This is a genomic window from Roseovarius gaetbuli (genome assembly GCF_900172365.1).
GTDB lineage: Bacteria > Pseudomonadota > Alphaproteobacteria > Rhodobacterales > Rhodobacteraceae > Roseovarius > Roseovarius gaetbuli.
In genome coordinates this window covers 28,439-46,310 of sequence record NZ_FWFJ01000025.1, presented here as the reverse complement: position 1 = coordinate 46,310, position 17,872 = coordinate 28,439, and the positions used below count along the sequence as shown (strand labels likewise).

The 17,872-nt window shown below is 61.5% G+C and carries 20 protein-coding genes; 7 read left to right on the top strand and 13 right to left on the bottom strand.

What is annotated here, in order from left to right; all coding sequences use genetic code 11:
• Window positions 1-396 precede the first annotated feature (396 nt).
• The 7 genes from hemF to ROG8370_RS12740 all read right to left on the bottom strand — a co-directional run bounded on the left by hemF (window position 397) and on the right by ROG8370_RS12740 (window position 6,822).
• The gene (gene hemF / locus ROG8370_RS12770; RefSeq protein ID WP_085827589.1) at window positions 397-1,287 is read right to left on the bottom strand and encodes an oxygen-dependent coproporphyrinogen oxidase; all 891 of its coding nucleotides are present in this window, start codon (window positions 1,285-1,287) and stop codon (window positions 397-399) included.
• An 82-nt stretch (window positions 1,288-1,369) separates the two neighbouring features.
• Entirely contained in the window at window positions 1,370-2,170 is an 801-nt protein-coding gene (locus ROG8370_RS12765; RefSeq protein ID WP_085827588.1) for an SDR family NAD(P)-dependent oxidoreductase, read from the bottom strand.
• Between the two features lie 47 nt (window positions 2,171-2,217).
• The gene (locus ROG8370_RS12760; RefSeq protein WP_085827587.1) at window positions 2,218-3,210 is read right to left on the bottom strand and encodes a class I SAM-dependent methyltransferase; all 993 of its coding nucleotides are present in this window, start codon (window positions 3,208-3,210) and stop codon (window positions 2,218-2,220) included.
• The gene (gene clpS, locus ROG8370_RS12755) at window positions 3,211-3,549 is read right to left on the bottom strand and encodes an ATP-dependent Clp protease adapter ClpS (RefSeq protein WP_085827586.1); all 339 of its coding nucleotides are present in this window, start codon (window positions 3,547-3,549) and stop codon (window positions 3,211-3,213) included.
• A 103-nt stretch (window positions 3,550-3,652) separates the two neighbouring features.
• Window positions 3,653-4,324, bottom strand: coding sequence for an SOS response-associated peptidase (locus ROG8370_RS12750; RefSeq protein ID WP_085827585.1), 672 nt, complete (start codon window positions 4,322-4,324; stop codon window positions 3,653-3,655).
• A gap of 3 nt (window positions 4,325-4,327) precedes the next feature.
• Window positions 4,328-5,527, bottom strand: coding sequence for a class I SAM-dependent methyltransferase (locus ROG8370_RS12745; RefSeq protein ID WP_085827584.1), 1,200 nt, complete (start codon window positions 5,525-5,527; stop codon window positions 4,328-4,330).
• Between the two features lie 77 nt (window positions 5,528-5,604).
• Complete coding sequence (locus ROG8370_RS12740) at window positions 5,605-6,822, bottom strand: MFS transporter (RefSeq protein ID WP_085827583.1); 1,218 nt, start codon at window positions 6,820-6,822, stop codon at window positions 5,605-5,607.
• A gap of 115 nt (window positions 6,823-6,937) precedes the next feature.
• On the opposite strand from ROG8370_RS12740, the gene ROG8370_RS12735 reads away from it, so the two are divergent.
• On the top strand, window positions 6,938-7,897 hold the full coding sequence (locus tag ROG8370_RS12735; RefSeq protein WP_085827582.1) for a KpsF/GutQ family sugar-phosphate isomerase: 960 nt from the start codon (window positions 6,938-6,940) through the stop codon (window positions 7,895-7,897).
• A 251-nt stretch (window positions 7,898-8,148) separates the two neighbouring features.
• Window positions 8,149-8,646 (top strand): hypothetical protein, encoded by a 498-nt coding sequence (locus ROG8370_RS12730; protein WP_139838133.1) that lies wholly within the window; start codon window positions 8,149-8,151, stop codon window positions 8,644-8,646.
• A 123-nt stretch (window positions 8,647-8,769) separates the two neighbouring features.
• Here ROG8370_RS12730 and ROG8370_RS12725 read toward each other — a convergent pair whose 3' ends face one another.
• Complete coding sequence (locus ROG8370_RS12725) at window positions 8,770-9,024, bottom strand: DUF167 domain-containing protein (protein ID WP_085827580.1); 255 nt, start codon at window positions 9,022-9,024, stop codon at window positions 8,770-8,772.
• Between the two features lie 113 nt (window positions 9,025-9,137).
• On the opposite strand from ROG8370_RS12725, the gene ROG8370_RS12720 reads away from it, so the two are divergent.
• The gene (locus ROG8370_RS12720) at window positions 9,138-9,716 is read left to right on the top strand and encodes a nitroreductase family protein (protein WP_085827579.1); all 579 of its coding nucleotides are present in this window, start codon (window positions 9,138-9,140) and stop codon (window positions 9,714-9,716) included.
• Window positions 9,713-10,423 carry an EI24 domain-containing protein gene (locus ROG8370_RS12715; protein WP_085827578.1) on the top strand — a complete coding sequence of 237 codons (711 nt, stop codon included), beginning with the start codon at window positions 9,713-9,715 and terminating at the stop codon, window positions 10,421-10,423. Before ROG8370_RS12720 ends, ROG8370_RS12715 begins: the two co-directional genes overlap by 4 nt.
• Here the strand turns inward: ROG8370_RS12715 and ROG8370_RS12710 are convergent.
• Window positions 10,386-10,679, bottom strand: a complete 294-nt coding sequence (locus ROG8370_RS12710; RefSeq protein WP_085827577.1) for a DUF1467 family protein — start codon at window positions 10,677-10,679, stop codon at window positions 10,386-10,388. The two genes, ROG8370_RS12715 and ROG8370_RS12710, sit on opposite strands and share 38 nt — an antisense overlap.
• Window positions 10,679-11,083, bottom strand: coding sequence for a methylmalonyl-CoA epimerase (gene mce, locus ROG8370_RS12705; RefSeq protein ID WP_085827576.1), 405 nt, complete (start codon window positions 11,081-11,083; stop codon window positions 10,679-10,681). The genes ROG8370_RS12710 and mce overlap by 1 nt, the downstream gene beginning before the upstream one ends.
• A gap of 148 nt (window positions 11,084-11,231) precedes the next feature.
• On the opposite strand from mce, the gene ROG8370_RS12700 reads away from it, so the two are divergent.
• Window positions 11,232-11,933, top strand: coding sequence for a response regulator (locus ROG8370_RS12700; RefSeq protein WP_085827575.1), 702 nt, complete (start codon window positions 11,232-11,234; stop codon window positions 11,931-11,933).
• Between the two features lie 21 nt (window positions 11,934-11,954).
• Here the strand turns inward: ROG8370_RS12700 and ROG8370_RS12695 are convergent, their stop codons facing one another.
• Window positions 11,955-12,671 carry a GNAT family N-acetyltransferase gene (locus tag ROG8370_RS12695; RefSeq protein ID WP_085827606.1) on the bottom strand — a complete coding sequence of 239 codons (717 nt, stop codon included), beginning with the start codon at window positions 12,669-12,671 and terminating at the stop codon, window positions 11,955-11,957.
• 88 nt (window positions 12,672-12,759) lie between these two features.
• On the bottom strand, window positions 12,760-14,535 hold the full coding sequence (gene aspS / locus ROG8370_RS12690) for an aspartate--tRNA ligase (protein WP_085827605.1): 1,776 nt from the start codon (window positions 14,533-14,535) through the stop codon (window positions 12,760-12,762).
• Window positions 14,536-14,774: 239 nt separating this feature from the next.
• Here aspS and ROG8370_RS12685 point away from each other — a divergent pair, with 239 nt between their 5' ends.
• Window positions 14,775-16,007, top strand: a complete 1,233-nt coding sequence (locus ROG8370_RS12685; protein WP_085827574.1) for an SAM-dependent methyltransferase — start codon at window positions 14,775-14,777, stop codon at window positions 16,005-16,007.
• Window positions 16,008-16,016: 9 nt separating this feature from the next.
• On the opposite strand, the gene ROG8370_RS12680 is transcribed toward ROG8370_RS12685, so the two are convergent.
• Window positions 16,017-17,141 carry an aminodeoxychorismate synthase component I gene (locus ROG8370_RS12680; RefSeq protein ID WP_085827604.1) on the bottom strand — a complete coding sequence of 375 codons (1,125 nt, stop codon included), beginning with the start codon at window positions 17,139-17,141 and terminating at the stop codon, window positions 16,017-16,019.
• 162 nt (window positions 17,142-17,303) lie between these two features.
• Here ROG8370_RS12680 and ROG8370_RS12675 point away from each other — a divergent pair, with 162 nt between their 5' ends.
• Window positions 17,304-17,867, top strand: coding sequence for a hypothetical protein (locus ROG8370_RS12675; protein WP_139838132.1), 564 nt, complete (start codon window positions 17,304-17,306; stop codon window positions 17,865-17,867).
• The last annotated feature ends 5 nt before the right edge of the window (window positions 17,868-17,872 follow it).

Here is a 17,872-nt window from a genome sequence, read left to right as displayed (position 1 = left end):
TGCGTGGAATATGCTTCGTTTTTCTATCGAGAGCTTTCTGCGCGAATTGGCGCAACGGCTGCGTCAAAGCTGCTTGACGATTCTGTGTCTGCCGCAGTTACGCGCGCTCAACGAAACAGACGCATGTCGGCGCTTCCTGCCCTTCTCAAATCCAGCAGCTCTATTAACTCGCCAGCGATGCTGGCAGTCGACATCAACAAGCAGGTCGTCGAAATTGTGCAAGCCACAATCGGGAATGCAGTAAACCTTGCGGTTCAAAACTGCGATGCCCAGCTGAATTGTTAGCGTTCAGCAGCATCGCACAGAACCTATAGTTACAAATCGTAAGTATAGACCACACGAACCAGAACGGCTGGGGACAGCGTCCCCATTTAAAACCTCACACGCGACAGCCGATCAGATCCATTTTGCCAATGGGGGAAGGCTCATCAGGACCGCATTGGCGTCATGGCCGGTGGCCAGGCCGAACTTGGTTCCACGGTCATAGACAAGGTTATATTCCGCATAAAGCCCGCGATGGATAAGCTGCGTATCCTTGTCGGCCTCGTCCCAGGGCTGGACCCGGCGCTTTTCGATCAGCGGCGCAAAGGCCGGAAGGAAGGCGCGGCCGATATCCTGCGTCAGGGCAAAATCCGCCCCCCAGTCGCCGGTGTTGCGGTCATCCATGAAGATGCCGCCAACGCCGCGCGCGCGGTTGCGGTGTGGAATATAGAAATACTCATCCGCCCATTCTTTGAGGCGCGGATATAAATCGGGTCCATGCGGATCAAGATGCGCCTTCTGGGTGGCGTGAAAATGGGCGGTATCCTCGGCGTATTCAATGCAGGGGTTAAGGTCCGAGCCACCACCGAACCACCAGGCAGACGGCGTCCAGAACATCCGGGTGTTCATATGCACGGCGGGGCAATGCGGGTTTTGCATATGCGCCACAAGGCTGATGCCCGAGGCCCAGAACCGCGGATCGCTGTCCATGCCCGGCACACCGCGGGCGGCCATCGCCTTTTGCGCGGCCTCGCCAAGGGTGCCGTACACCTCGGAGACATTCACGCCGACCTTTTCAAAAACACGACCACCGCGCATCACGCTCATCAATCCGCCGCCCGCGTCTGAGCCGTCATCGCTCGCACGGCGGGTTTCGCTTACGTCAAACCGCCCCGGGGCGCCGTCGGCCATCGGCCCGTTGGCGTGGCTGTCTTCGAGCCCCTCGAAAGCGGCAACGATCTGGTCGCGCAATTCGCGAAACCATGCGGCCGCGCGCGTTTTCTCTGTGGTAAAGTCTTCGCTCATCTTAGCCTCTTTACTGTTCTGCCACGCTCGCGCCCGGAACCCCGGCGCGACCGCCTGTAAGGGCGGACAAGCCCTGCCCCAATTAATGCGCCGGAGAGGTCACAGGATCAAGCAATGTGCGCCCGCCATCCACAGTCATGATCTGACCGGTCATAAAGGCCGAGCCGTCACAGGCAAGATATTGCACCGTTTCGGCAAGTTCCGCAGGCGAGGCGATACGTCCAAGTGGCGTATGGCATTCGATGTCCGAGCGATAATCGCTATGTTCGCGCAGCGTATCCTTGAGCGATGCACTCATCACCGAGCCAAAGGCCACCGCATTCACCCGGATGCGATGCGGTGCAAGCGCCACGGCAAGGCTTCGGGTCATCTGATCAAGAGCCGCCGAGGAAATCGAATAGGCCAAAAGCTCGGGCCGGGTCCGCCGCGCGGCAATAGACGACAGGTTGACGATGGTGCCCGCCACACCTTCGCGCGCGCCCTCGGCCTGTTTGATCATCCGGTTGGCAACTTGCTGGCTCATGCGCAGCGCGGTCAACAGGTTTTGCTGCAACAGCATCTCAACCGCATCATCATCGGGGTTGAGCGCATCGGACGGCACCACCTGGCGACAGGCATTCACCAGGATATCGACCCCGTCAAAGGCATCAATCGTGGCAGACAAAAGATTGGCCTGCGCCAGCTTTTCCCGCAAATCGCCGGCAAAATAGCGGATATTGCGGCCTTCATCATTCTCGCCCAGCTCTTTGATCAGGCGCTCTTCATCCATATCGGCGAACATGACATTCGCGCCCTTGTCGGCAAAATGCCGCCCGATGGCAAGGCCGATACCATTGGCACCACCGGTCACGATGGCGGTTTTACCAGAGATGGAAAATGACATGGAATGCGCCTTTCAAGCTGATTCTGTCCTGCGCAGCCTAAGCCAAGTCACCGGGCCTTGCGAGCCGGGCGCGCCGCGCGCAAAACCTTGAAGCGGGTATCGCCCGCCACCTCTTCGACCTGAGCAAAGCTTTGCGCCAGCGTCGCCTCGTAGGGCAGATGGCGGTTGGCCACCAGCCAAAGCTGTCCGCCCGGTTTCAGCATTGCCGCCGCCGCGCGAATGAAGGCGCGGCCAAGGTCTGGCTCTGCGGCGCGTCCCTTGTGAAACGGTGGGTTCATGATCACCGTATCAACCGCGCTCTCGGGCTGCCAGCGGGTGGCGTCATCCCAATGAAACCGCGCGCGCGGATCGCCAATGTTCTGGCGCGCACAGGTCAGCGCCGCATGCTCGGCCTCGACAAGGTCAAGCTGCGCGATGTACTCGCGCTCAAGCGCGCGGGCCGTAAGATAGCCCCAGCCGCCACCAAGATCGACCACATGCGCGCCCATCTTGACCGGCAGGTGATCGGCCAGAAAGCGCGAGGCGGGATCAATTCCATCCGCCGAAAACACCCCGGGCGCAGTGACAAACCCGCCCTCGACGGGCTCTGGCGTGCCGACCGCCCAATCGGAAAATTCCGGCCCGGCGGCAAAGCTGAATATCTTGCCATGCGCCTTTGACATCGGCGCGCTGACTGCAACCCGTTTCCGGCATTCCTTGAGCATCGATTCGATACCGTCGGTCTTGGCGCCATCCACGATGATCGCCCCGTCGGTGACCGCTGCGGCCTCGGCCACAAGGGCGCGCGCCAGCGTCTTGGCACGTGCCAAACAGACGACCGCCGCGCCATAGCGCCCCTCGGGCGCCACAACGCAGGTATAGCCAAGGCCACCAAAATAATCGGCGTCGGGCTTGAACCCGGTGATCACCTCGACCCGGTCTTGCGGCAAGGCGCGCAAATCGGTGCCGACGCGCGGCGCAAATACGGCGATACGTCCCGCATCAGGCAGGGCAACGCTGCCCTCAGCAAGGGCAAGCGTCAGGCGAATGGGATCAGCCACTTATTCTTTTTCCATTGTACATTGCAGCGGATGCTGGTGACGGCGGGCGAAATCCATCACCTGCGCCACCTTGGTTTCCGCAATTTCATGACTGAACACGCCGACAACCGCGAGGCCCTTTTTGTGGACGGTCAGCATGATCTCGAACGCCTCGGCGTGGTTCATGCCAAAGAACCGCTCAAGCACGGCGACGACAAATTCCATCGGGGTGTAATCGTCATTCAGCAGCATGACCTTGTAAAGCGGCGGGCGCTTGGTCTTGGGGCGTGTTTCCACCACGACCGAGGGGTCACCCTCGTCCTCTCTCGGTCCGGCCATCTTGATGAGTTTCTCGATCATGTCAGTCGCTATGCCAGGTGGGTGTTGAAAACGCGGCGTGGTTCGACCTTTCTATATAACTTTTAACGCCCGTTAGAAAAGGGGGGCCGCGCGAAAGAAACCATCACGCCCCAACTGGCACAATAAGGCCGGGGCCGCTTGCCCGGTTGGAATTCACCCGTCGATCGACCCGCCAATACTCTAGCGTCTCCTCGGGGGGCGGCACCATAAGGCGCGCCGCCCCGTGGCCCGCCTCGCCAAGCCAAAGCGCCCAATCCTCGGGCGCAAGAATGACCGGCATCCGATGGTGCAGCGCCGTTATGCTCTGATTGGCGGCGCAGGTGACAATCGCGCAGGTATTGATCGCCTCATCGCCCCGCACCCAGCGTTGCCAGACCCCGGCAAAGGCCACGACCCCGCCCGCGCGCGGCCGGATATACCAGGGCAGGCGCGCGCCTTTCGCGTCTTTGGTCCATTCATAAAACCCATCCGCCGGAATGACACAGCGCCGCGCCCGCGCCGCCGCGCGAAACGCGGGTTTCTCGGCCAGTGTTTCGCCGCGCGCATTGATCAAGAGCGGCCCGGCATTGGGGCTGTCATACCACTCCTGCAAAAACCCCCACCGCATCGCCACAAGGCTGCGATCATGATCGCCCTCGCCGCCCCGCACCACATGCACCGCATTGGTCGGACAGACGTTGAAATTCGGTACCTCGGGCAGGTCATTGTCGGGTGCTGCACCAAAAAGCTGTGCCATGGCGTCCCCCGGCAGGGTGATCACGAAGCGCCCGCACATCGCCTAGGCTTGGCGCAGAATGTTGGAATAAAGCAGCATCCCGAAATCCCCGAGATCGCGTTCGATTCGCCCCCAGAGCGCGCCCATGCCAATCGGATCGGTGCCGGTCTGCGCCGCAATCTCGGCAAGGCTGCGCCGTCCGTCGATCAAGGCAATCAGCGGCGCGGCCCCCTTGGGCAGGCTCAGAGATGTGTCGAGCCCGGCAAAGCCAAGCCGGGGCGCCTGCCCCTGTGCAACGGCGCGCGCAAGATCACTGGCGCCAACCCCCTTGAGATGCGGTACCAAGGCGCGATTGCTGCCGCTTGCGGGCGGGCGCGCCTCGCCTGCGCGGGTCGCATAGCCAACATGGGTCTTGATCGTCCCGCGCAGCTTTTCGGCCAGAGCCATCTGTTCCAGCGCGCTCAGGTGATCGGGCACCGGCGTGATCCGCGACAGATCGTAAAGCGCAGGCATGGTAAAGCCGCTCAGCTGCCAGCCCGCCGCGGCCATCACCTCGGCCAGGGCCGTCACATCAAAGGCGCGGTCCTGGCTGTGCAACAACAGGTCATAAAACCCCGCATCGCTGTCCTTGTGATCGCCAAGGTTGATATTGGCGCGAAACGGGTGGCCTTCGGGCAGGGCCGCGACCAGCTTTTTGGCCGCCTTCAGGCGCGCCTCGGGCGCCATCCCCTCGTAGAGCGCGCCAAACGCCTCTTGCAGCGGATAAACCCCGGATCGCCCATAAGGCGCATAGACCATGAACCCCATGCCTCCGCCCGGCGCCAGCGCCGCCAAAAGCGCTTCGAATCCCGCCTGCGGCTCGGGCAGATGATGCAGAACGCCACAGCAATCAATATAGTCGAACTGCCCCAGATCGGCGGCGTCCAGCAGACTGCCGGTGACAAAGCGTATGCCCTCAAGCCCGCGCATCCTGGCACGCGCCTCGGCCACCTTGCGCGACGCGGTTGAGAGGTCAACATAGGTCACATCAAGCGCCCGCCCGGCGGTCTTCATCATCTGCGCCAGTTGAATAAGCCCATCGCCGGTGCCGCCCCCCGCCACCAACGCCCGAAGCGGTTTTGACCAATCCCGCTGACCGCCAAAGAGGAAATGATCAATCTCAAGCACATGCGAGGGCGAGCCGCTGATAAGCCGCTTTTTCTCGTCCCTGGGGTCACGCTCTGGATAGGGATAGGCCTCGTATTGCGCCTTGACCTTGCTCATATCGGCCTCATGTCCTGCGAGGGACCACACCTGCCCGCTTGTTTCACTGTTCCAAAAATACTCAAATCTACATCCTCTCAGGCAAGCTGGGGCTCGCGTGTTCGGGTGCGCATGAGGATCAGCGCGATAATCCCGATGTTGAGCGCATTCCATGCGATTCCGTTCAGAAACGCCATTTGATAACTGCCGGTCAGGTCATAGATCCAGCCCGACATCCAACCGCCAAGCGCCATGCCAGCGATGGTCGCCATCAGGACAAAGCCGACGCGGCGCCCGGCCTCCTGGCTTGGCATGTACTCGCGCACGATCAGCGCATAACTTGGCACAATACCACCCTGAGCCAGACCAAAGACAAGGCTGACCACGTAAAGCGAGGTCAACCCACCCGAGGGCAGATAAAAGAACAGCGCAATGCACTGCAGGGTCGAGCCGATCAAAAGCGTGCGCACCCCGCCAAGCCGGTCAGCCATCACCCCCGATATCAGCCGCGACACCACCCCGCCCGAAAGCATCAGCGACAGCATCTGCGAGCCAACGGCGGGACCATAGCCAAGGTCGACGCAATAGCTGACGATATGGACCTGCGGCATCGACATCGCCACACAGCATCCCACCCCGGCCAGCCCGAGCATAAACATCAGGGTGCGCGGCGGAATACCGGCGGCACTGGCCCGCGCATTCGAGAGCGTATCGGCATGCGCGCGCGCCGCCAGCGGCACCCGTCGGCGCAGCAAAAGCGCCAGCGGGATGACCGTAACGACCGTCACAACCGCGAGCACGAGGTAAACCGCGCGCCAGCCCTGATTTGCCAGAATACCCGCAAGGATCACCGGCCAGATCGCCCCCGAAAGGTAGTTGCCGCTTGCGGTGATCGCCACGGCAATGCCCCGGCGGCGCACGAACCAGAGCGAAACATCGGCGATCAGCGGGCCAAAGCTGGCGGCGGTGCCAAAGCCAATCAGGATTTGCAGCGCCGAGAGAACAACCACCGAGGGGCTTATCGCCGCTAGGCCGGTGGCGACGGAAATAAGCACCGCCGCACCACAAAGCGCGGTCGTGACACCAAAGCGGTCGACGATCCGGCCAATGCCGAAATTTCCAAGCGCAAAGCCGACCATGGTCATCGTATAAGGCAGCGAGGCCGCAGCACGATCGACCCCGAATTCGGCCTGCATCGCGGGCATCACCACGATGATCGACCACATGCCGACATTGCCCACCATCGCGATCAAAAGCGAGACGGCAAGCCGCGTCCAGGCATAGCGGCTATCAAGGATCTGGATATCGGCACTCATGGACGCGACGTTAGAGCGGCCCGCCCGCCCTTACCAGCCGCAAAATGCGCGCCCAAGCCGGGGCTTGGCCTTGGGGCCGGGTCGCGTTATCAGTCTGCCAAAGAGGAGCCACGCCATGACAGTCAGCCAAACGCCGACCGAGATTGCCCGAGAGGTCTTGCGGATCGAGGCCGAGGCGCTGAACACGCTGCGCGATGGCCTTCCGGAACGCTTTGATCAGGTGATCACCGAGCTGTTGCAGGTGCGCGGCCGCGTGATCGTATCGGGCATGGGCAAATCGGGGCATATCGCGGCCAAGATCGCCGCGACCATGGCCAGCACCGGCACCCCGGCGCAATATGTCCACCCCGGCGAGGCCAGCCATGGCGACCTTGGCATGATCACCGATCAGGATGCGGTGATCCTTATTTCGAATTCCGGCGAGACCCGCGAGCTTGCCGATATCATCGCCCACACAAGGCGGTTTTCCATTCCTCTGGTGGCGATCACCAAGAAGGCCGACAGCACCCTTGCGCAACAGGCCGATCACCTGCTTGAGCTGCCCAATGCACCCGAGGCCTGCGCCATCGGCATGGCGCCGACCACAAGCACGACCTGCACGCTGGCGCTTGGCGATGCTCTGGCGGTGGCGATGATGCGCATGCGCGGGTTCGAGCGCGAGAATTTCATGGCCTTTCATCCTGGCGGCACGCTTGGGGCGCAATTGCTCAAGGTGTCGTCGGTGATGCACCGGGGCGATGCACTGCCGATAGTCGCGGCCGAAACCGATATGGGCGAAACCCTGCTTGAGATGACCGCCAAGGGCTTTGGCGTGGCGGCTTTGGTCGAGAATGGCATGCTCAGGGGGGTGATCACCGATGGTGACTTGCGGCGCAATCTTGATCACCTGATGAGCCGCACCGCCGGCGAGATCGCCACCTATAACCCACGCAGCATTTCGCCGGATGCGTTGTTGTCCGAGGCGCTTGGGGTGATGAACACCCACAAGATCAGCGCGCTCTTCGCGGTCGATGACGCCGGGCAACTACAAGGATTGGTGCATATCCATGACGCCCTGCGCGCGGGCGTTGCCTAGAGGCGGCCACCTGACATCACACAACCTCCCCGCAAGCGGGCGCCTGGGCCGCCGCTGATCCTGTAAATGGCCAACTTGAAGATATATCCCGCACGCGCGAAAGCGGGGTGGACCGACGTATTTTGCCCAAGCGGAACGCAGGCAAATGCCCCTCCAAAATCTGGCGTCACCTTTGATTTATGTCAGTTTGCAACAGGCGTCCTTCGATACCCTCTCCCGGTCAGAGGCACAATGCCGAGGGAGAGAACGCAATGTCACCAAAGCTTATGATTGAAATTCTTGGAGTGACAGGTCTAACGGCCCTGTCGCTTTCCGGTCCCGCTCTAGCTCACGATTTTAACCGTTCCCATGGATGGCAAAACGGATGGGGCCAAGGCCAGATGATGGGTCAAGGTTACATGATGGACCAAGGTCACATGATGGCTCCAGGGTATATGATGAATCCGGGCCACATGATGGGCCAAGGCCATATGATGGGTCCGGGCTACATGATGGGTCCGGGCTTCAACCAGCCGGGCGGAGCCGGTCCCGGCATGATGCCGTCACTGCCGGAGGATCTCGATATTGGCGATGTCAGGAACATGATGGAGTATAGACTTCGCTGGATGAACAACCCAAACCTCAAACTTGGCAATATCGACGAAAAGGATGCCGATACCATCACAGCCGATATTGTCACCAAAGACGGCTCGCTCGTGCAACGGCTGAACGTGAATCGCCATACCGGCTGGATGGAACCGGGCCAATAGCGGCGCGTGCCGCCGCCGCATCACGGCCAGCTTAGCTTGGCGGCACGGCGTCATGCGACATGGTGAGGTATTTTCCGGCCGCACCGGAGCCGTCGTTCAATAGCGCGCACATGCGTCCTTAATCTATTCCACCTCGAACACCTTGTCGCGCGAGGTCTGCCCGCGAATGAGCCGCAGGCGCGTCTTGGGCAGGCCAAGCGCCTTGGCAAGAAGTTTTTGAACGGCGGCATTGGCCTTGCCGTCCTCTGGCACGGTGGTGACATAGACCCTGATCTGACCGGCCTCGGCGGTGATGCGATTGCGCGAGGCCTTGGGCGTCACGCGCAGGGCAATCTGGGTGCCGGGATGCGCGAGGTGGCTGAGATCGGGGATATCCATGGGTTTGATTAGCCGCTGGTTTCGGGCAATCCAAGAGGTTTTAACCGCCCTGCCCCTTGACCCCGCTGCCCGGCTTGCCGACATGTAAACCAAATTCATGCTGAAAGGTTGCCATGCCCGTTCCGAACCCCGCCGCCCTAGAGTTTCTGCAAACCCGCCGGTCGCGTCCGGCCAAGACGCTTGTTTTGCCGGTGCCGGGGCGCGCCGAATTGCGCCCGCTTCTGACCGCCGCCGCCCGAAGCCCGGATCACGGCAAGCTTGAGCCCTGGCGCTTTATCGTGCTGGAGCGCGGCGCGCTGTTGCGGATTGCCGGGCTGATCGAGGGCGTTGGCGCGCGGCTTGGCAAATCACCCGAGGATATCGCCAAGGCGCAGGGCCAATTTGGCACGGCGCATCTGGCGGTGGCGGTGATCGAGGTGCAAAAACCCTCCGAGAAAATCCCGGCGATTGAACAGACCTATGCGGCGGGCGGTGTCTGCCTTGCGCTTTTGAACGCCGCGCTTGCGGCGGGGTGGGGCGCCAATTGGCTGAGCGGTTGGGCAAGCCATGACCGTGATTTTGCCGAGGCGGCGCTTGGCCTAACCTCGCCCGAGCGGATCGCCGGGTTTATCCATATCGGCACCGAAGGCAGCGCGCCGCCGGAACGGCCACGCCCCGATCTCGACCAGATCACCACTTGGGTTTCGGCATGATATTCACCAGCTTCTTCAAGGCCCTGTCGCAAATTGGCGATCGTCGCTTTCAGCGTGTTCTGCTGATTGGGGTCGGGCTTACGCTGGCGCTCTTGGTGGCCGCCTATGCGCTTTTTCTCGGGCTTATCCAATGGGCGGTTGGCGACACGAGCACCCTGCCGTTGATCGGCGAGGTGACCTGGCTTAACGACCTGTTGGGCTGGAGCAGCTTTTTGCTGATGATGGTGCTGTCGGCGTTTTTGATGGTGCCGGTGGCCTCGGCCATCACCTCGATGTTTCTCGAAGAGGTGGCACAGGCGGTCGAGGATCGCCATTACCCCGGCCAGGGGCCGGTGCCGAAAGTGGCGTTTGGCGATGCGCTGCGCGATACGGTGAATTTCCTTGGCATCCTGATCGGCGCCAACATCCTGGCGCTGATTGCCTATGCGATGCTCCCCCCTTTCGCGCTTTTCATTTTCTGGGCGTTGAACGGGTATTTGCTGGGAATGGAATATTTCCAGCTGGCCGCCATGCGCCGCATCGGGCGCGCGCGCGCCAAGGAAATGCGGCGCAAGAACCGGCTGACGATCTGGGCAGCGGGCACGCTTATGGCGATGCCGCTATCGGTGCCGCTGATCAATCTGGTGATCCCTATCCTGGGCGCGGCCACCTTTACCCATATCTATCACGCTATTGCGGCGCGCTCTGCTCGGGGCCCATCCGGTTGAACATGAAGGTATCAAGATCGCGCACCGTAATCTTCCCCGACAGGATCGTGCCGCCGATGATCGCCCAGAGGATGACGCTGACCCCGGTGGTGATCCAGGCCTTTTTGCGCAGGTGGTGGTGCTCGGGCGAACCGGCGTGGGTGCCGGGCACGATTTCGTTCAAATCGCCCTGTGTCTGAATGCGAATCGGGATCACGACGAGGAAGGTCATGAACCAGATCACTGCGAAAAGGACGAGGCCAGAGGTGATTCCCATCAGACCTGCTCCAACTCTACAAGGCAGCCGTTGAAATCCTTGGGGTGCAGAAACAGCACCGGCTTGCCATGGGCGCCTATCTTGGGCTCGCCGGTGCCAAGCACGCGGGCGCCGGTTTTCAACAACTGGTCGCGGGCGGCCAGGATATCGTCAACCTCGTAGCAGATGTGGTGAATGCCTCCCGCCGGGTTCTTTTCCAAAAACCCGTTGATCGGGCTGTTTTCCCCCAGGGGATAGAGCAATTCGATCTTGGTATTGGGCAATTCGATAAAAATGACGGTGACCCCGTGGTCGGGCTCGTCCTGCGGCGCGCCCACCTTTGCGCCCAGCGCGGTGCGGTATTGCTCGGCGGCGGCGGTCAGATCCGGCACGGCGATTGCAACGTGATTGAGGCGTCCGATCATGGCTGGTTCCTTTCATCTGGTTTGACTGCGTTATGGGGCCGCAAACGCCGGGTGACAAGCGACAGGGGGACGCAACCCGCGCATTAACCCCGCGTTCACCATCCCTGCGTAATCCTGTGCGGACCCGGTTCAACAAAGGATCAGCCTGATGAGTGAGCTTGACAGCCTTGCGCCCCAGCGCGCGCCCACAAACAGCCGCCCGCTTTTGGGCATGACCGTCCTCGCCGTCGAGGATAGCCGCTATGCCAGCGAGGCGCTGCGCCTTATGTGCCTGCGCAGTGGTGCGCGGATCAGGCGGGCGGATTGCCTGCGCTCTGCCCGGCGGCATCTTCAGGTCTATCGCCCGTCGGTGGTGATTATCGACCTTGGCCTACCGGATGGCCCCGGTGCCGAGCTTATCGAAGAGCTTGATCGCGTCTCGCCGCGCGTCGGCGTTATCATCGCGACAAGCGGCGATGCAACTGCCGAAGACGCGGCTCTCAAGGCCGGGGCGGATGGGTTTCTTCTTAAGCCGATAGAGAGCCTTGGCACCTTTCAACAACAGATCCTTCGTCACCTGCCCGCCGACCGGCGCCCGAACGGCCCCTATGCGATCACCGATGAGGTCATAAGCCCTGATCCGCTGGCCTATCGCGATGATCTTGAACATGTGCTGAACCTGCTTGACGGCGGGCATGACGCGCCGGTGCTGGCTTATATTTCGCAATTTCTGTCTGGCGTGGCCCACTCGGTCTCTGACGGGGCGATGGTGCAGGCCGCGACGAAGATTGCCGGGGAAACCGGTGCCGACGCTGTTGCGCCGATGGTCGCGCTGATCGAAAAGCGGCTGCAGACGCGACTGGCGATTTAAGGCGGCGCAGATCCGGGGCCTCTAGCCTTGGGCCGGGTCACCGGCGGCGCGCACAAGACGGGTCAGGCTGCTCAGGCTTTCGCGCTGTCGGCCCTCTTCGTCAAAGTTTGACGGCGCCAGCCAGATTTGAAAGGCCTCTTGCAGGGCGGGCCATTCGGTATCTATTGCGGCAAACCAGGCGGTATCGCGATTGCGCCCCTTCACGACGGTGGCCTGGCGGAAAATACCCTCATAGCTTAGGCCCAAGCGCTCAGCGGCGCGCCGCGACGGCATGTTGAGGGCGTCGCATTTCCATTCATAGCGCCGATAGCCCGCCTCGAAGGCCCATTTCATCATAAGATACATTGCCTCGGTCGCGGCGCGCGTGCGTTGCAGCGCGGGCGAGAGGTTGATGTGCCCGACCTCGATGCGACCCGATTGCGGCGCGATCCGAAGATAGCTTGCGACGCCGCCCAGTTGGCCCGTCTCGAGATTGGTGATCGCGTAAAACAGCGGGTCCTGCCCGGTGGTGATCTGCCGCGCCCAGCGGTGATATTGCGCAGCCGAGGAAAACGGGCCGTAGGGCATGTAATCCCAGATCGCATCGCTGGCGCTATTGGCGCGGTGCAGGTCAGAGGCGTGGCGATCCGCATCCAGCCGCTCAAGCGCCGCATAGCGCCCGACAAGCACCGCGCCCTCGGGCGCAGGCGGTTCCTTCCAATTGGTCAGTTTCGGGCCAAGCGGGCGATCTTGCAGCATAAAAAGCCTTTGATATAAATCCTCTGGCGCGAGCATGCACCCATGCCGCGCCAAAGGTAAAGGCCCCGTTTACCGCCCGCTGCGCGGCTTATTCCTGCGGGATTACCCGCAGGCCAAGCTCCATCAACTGATCGCTGGTGGGATCAGAGGGCGCGTTCATCATCAGGTCTTCGGCCCGCTGGTTCATCGGGAACATGATCACTTCGCGGATATTGGCGGTCTCGGCCAGCAACATCACGATCCGGTCGATCCCCGCCGCACAGCCACCGTGGGGCGGTGCGCCGTACTGGAAGGCGTTGACCATGCCGCCAAAGCGCTTGCGCACCTCGGCCTCGTCATACCCGGCCAGTTCGAATGCCTTGATCATGGTATCAAGCTTGTGGTTCCGAATCGCCCCGGAAATAAGCTCGTAACCGTTACAGCTCAGGTCATACTGGTATCCCAGAACCTCAAGCGGATCCCCGTCAAGCGCCTCGCGCCCGCCTTGCGGCATCGAGAACGGGTTGTGGCTAAAGTCGATCTTGCCGCTTTCCTCGTCGGCCTCGTACATCGGGAAATCGACGATCCAGGCAAAGGCAAAGCGGTTCTGATCGGTCAGGCCAAGCTCATCCCCGATGACAGTGCGCGCCTTGCCAGCCACCCGTTCAAAGACCGATGGCTTGCCGCCAAGGAAAAACGCCGCGTCGCCCTTGCCGAGGCCAAGTTGCAGGCGGATCGCCTCGGTGCGCTCGGGGCCGATGTTCTTGGCGAGCGGGCCTGCGGCCTCGACACCGTTTTCGCCGTCGCGCCAGAAGATATAGCCCATGCCGGGCAGACCCTCTTTTTGCGCGAATGCGTTCATCCGGTCACAGAATTTGCGGCTGCCGCCGGTGGGGGCGGGAATGGCGCGGATTTCGGTGCCCTCCTGCTCCAGAAGCTTGGCGAAGATCGCGAAACCAGAGCCGCGGAAATGCTCGCTTACATCCTGCATCTTGATTGGGTTGCGCAGGTCGGGCTTGTCGGTGCCATACCAAAGCGCGGCGTCGCGATACGAGATATGCGGCCAATGGGCATCGACCGCCGCGCCTTGGCCGAATTCCTCGAAAATGCCCTGAACAACCGGCTGGATCGTGTCGAAAACATCCTGCTGCTCGACAAAGGACATCTCAAGGTCAAGCTGATAGAAATCGGTCGGCGAGCGGTCGGCGCGCGGGTCTTCGTCGCGGAAACACGGCGCAATCTGGAAATACTTGTCAAAGCCGCTGACCATGATCAGCTGTTTGAACTGCTGCGGTGCCTGCGGCAGGGCGTAGAATTTGCCGGGATGCTGGCGTGAGGGCACCAGAAAATCACGCGCGCCCTCGGGCGACGAGGCGGTAATGATCGGCGTCTGGTATTCGCGAAAGCCCTTGTCCCACATGCGGCGGCGCATCGAGGCCACAACATCAGAGCGCAGCGTCATGTTGCGCTGCATCGCCTCGCGGCGCAGATCGAGGTAGCGATAGCGCAGGCGGGTTTCCTCGGGGTATTCCTGATCGCCGAACACCATCAGCGGCAATTCCGCAGAGGCCCCGAGAACCTCGAGGTCGCGAATGAAGACCTCGATCTCGCCGGTGGGGATCTTGGCGTTGATCAGGCTGTCGTCGCGCGCCTTCACAGAGCCGTCGATTCGAATGCAATATTCGCTGCGCAGCTTTTCCACCTCGGCGAAAACCGGGCTGTCGGGGTCGCACAGAAGCTGTGTCACACCATAGTGATCGCGCAGATCAATGAACAGAACCCCGCCATGATCGCGGATGCGATGCACCCAGCCAGAGAGGCGAACGGCGTCGCCCACGTTGGATTTGGTCAGGTCGGCGCAAGTATGGCTGCGATATGCGTGCATGGCGTCCTCTTTCGGCCCCGCGGGGGCATCTGTCATGGTCCGGGCCGATACACCTTGGCGGGGCGGCAAAGTCAAGGGCTGCGACCCGTCCATGCCTTGCAAAACCGTTTACATAAAAGGGTTTTTGGATAAAAATAGCCCTTAGAGGAGAAGCACCGCCGAGAAAACCGGCCAAGGGACAGGTTTGAGTACACCGTATTATCGCGCCAATGTCAGGCGCCGAAAGTGTGGGGTAGAACATGTGGACCAAAGCTCTGGACAAATTGCTGACGCATCTGATCAGGCGCGGCAGGCTAAGCGTCACCTTCCCTGATGGCAGCATCTATTCCTATGGCGACGGCCTTGGCGGGGCGGATGTGGCGATTGCGCTGCATGACGCGGCCCTGCCGCGCAAGATCGTGCTCTCGCCGGATATGGCAGTGGGCGAAGGGTATATGGATGGTCGCCTGACGGTCGAGAATGATGATGTTTACGGCTTTCTCAGCCTCGCGATCAGCAACATCGCGGCGCAGGGGCAACCGTGGTTTCGCCGCCCGCTTGAGGTGGCCAAGTTCCTCATGCGACGGATGGATCAATTCAACCCGGTGACGCGCTCCCGGGTCAATGTGGCGCATCATTATGACCTCTCGGGCGAGCTTTACGATCTGTTCCTTGATCGCGACCGGCAATATTCCTGTGCGTATTTTCGCAGCCCCGACATGACCCTTGAGGCCGCGCAAGAGGTCAAGAAGCATCACATCGCGGGCAAGCTCCTGATAGAGCCGGGCATGCGGGTGCTTGATGTCGGCTGTGGCTGGGGCGGCATGGGGCTTACGCTGGCGAGCGATTATGGCGCGCAGGTCACCGGCATCACCCTGTCGCGCGAGCAGCACGCAATGGCCAACAAACGGGTCGAGGCGGCCGGCCTCTCCGGGCGCGCTAAATTCGAACTTATGGATTACCGCCACGTCACCGGACAGTTTGACCGCATCGTCTCGGTCGGGATGTTCGAGCATGTCGGCCTGCCCCATTACAGCGCCTATTTTGATAGGCTTCACCGCCTGCTGACGCCGACGGGCGTGGCGCTTGTGCATACCATCGGGCGCGCCGGGCCGCCGGGCGCGACAAGCCCCTGGGTGACGAAATATATCTTTCCCGGTGGCTATTGCCCGTCCATGTCAGAGGCGATGACGGCGATTGAACGCAACAATATGGTGACCGCCGATGTCGAGGTCTGGCGATTGCATTACGCGCAAACCCTGCGCCATTGGCATGATCGGTTCATGGCCAATATCGACAAGGTACGCGCCCTCTATGACGATCGGTTTTGCCGGATGTGGCGCTATTACCTGATTGCCAGCGAGCTTACCTTCCGGCTCAACAATCAGGTGGTGTTCCAGTTTCAGCTCTCACCTGACCAGGAGGCGGTGCCGCTGACGCGCGATTATCTTTATCAGGGCCCCGGTTTCGGGCATCAACAGGTCGCGGAATAGTCGCGCCGTTCAGGCAAAGGCCGGGGTAAGGGCGCGGGCAAAGCGCGCCTTCCAGAGCGCCTCTTCATATTCGCCGGTCGCGGTGCTGTCATAGACCACACCGCCGCCGACATTCAAAACCGCCTCGCCGTCCTCGACCATCAGGGTACGAATGGCGACGTTGAATTCGGCCCGCCCATCCGGCGCGGCCCAACCGACCGAGCCGCAGTAAATCTCGCGCGGGGCCTGTTCCAGATCGGCCAAAATCTGCATCGCCCGAAGTTTCGGCGCCCCGGTGATCGAGCCACAGGGAAACAGCGCCGTGAAAATGTCCGACAGGCCGGTCTCGGGCATCATCTGCGCGGTGATAAGCGAGGTCATCTGATGCACGGTCTGATAGGTTTCGACCGAGAAAAGCTCGGGCACCGACACGCTGCCGGGCACACTCACCCGCGAGATATCGTTGCGCAGCAGATCAACGATCATAAGGTTCTCGGCGCGGTTTTTGGCGTCGCTTTGCAGGAAGAACCGGCGGCGGGCATCCTCTGTCGGGTCGCTGCTTCGGGGCTGTGTGCCCTTCATCGGGCGGGTCTCGATCCGCCCATCGCCTTGGGTGCGAAAGAAAAGCTCTGGCGAGCGGCACAGGATCGCCGGGCCACTGTCATCCTCGATCAACGCGCCATAGCGCACCGGCTGCACCCGTTGCAGCGCAGCGTAAAGCGCGCGCGCCCCGCCCGTCGCCGACATGCGAATGGGAAAGGTCAGGTTGGCCTGATAGATATCACCGGCACAGATATAATCATGGACCGTCTGGAACGCGCGGGCATAGCGGGGCTGATCCCAAAGCGGGCGCAAATCACCAAGAGCCGCCGGATCCCTGGGCAATTCCCCTGCCGCCTGCGGCGCGTCGTATACGCCGAACTGCAAAAGCGGCAAACGGCGCTCACGCGGCAAAAGCGGCAAAAGGCGCGGCTCAATAGCAAACCCAAGTTCGTAACTGGCATAGCCCGCAAGCCAGAACCCCTCGGCGCGCGCAGCGTCAAGCGCCGCAAGGGCCTCAGGCAAGTCAGCGGGATCATTGGCCACGATCCGGCGCCGCGCCTGTGCAAACTGACAGGCGGCGCCCTCGGGCCCATGATCGAAACGAATCTGCACTTTGCGCATTCCTTGGCTGGTGCTGGGGTATCTAGGCCGCATGGGCCCAAAACACACCCTCAAAAACGTCGGTTTGCCCCGGTTTTGCGATGTGCGTCGCGCTTGACAGGATCATCATTGCAGAGAACGCTTACCCGAGAGCCATTTTTAGGAGTGTATCAGATGACGCATGGATTGCCCGCCGCCATTCTCGCCTCTTTGGCGCTTGCCACGCCCGCCCTGGCGGAACGGGTCTCAATCGGGTTCGAGGGACCGGGCGACGGCCCTGCCCCCGCCGAGATGCCTGAAGATGGTTATTTGGTCGCAACACGGAACATGATGATTTCCTCGGCGGAAAAATCGGGCGATGGCACCGATGGGACGAACGAGATCGAAAGCGTGATGAACGCCCGTGGCGGCGTGATGATTCAGCGCCCCGGCGCGCCGTTTCAATTCATCTCGCTCGACTGGCAATCCGAGAAAGGCGCGCCGAGTGTCGTGGTCGAGGGCTATTTCGGGGATGTCCTGATCGGGACCGAAAAATTCACCCTGCCGCAAAGTGCCGCAGAGGGCGGCTTTGTCACCTTCCGCGCCAATCTTCTTGCCGGAGTGACGCTTGATCAGCTTGTGCTTTACCCACAGCGCAACAGGCTTGGCATGGGCGCGCTTGACAAGGTTGTGCTTGACGAGCCATCCGAGGCGATAGACACCTCTGATGCGGGGGCGATGTCCGCCTTGAAAACCTGAGCCTT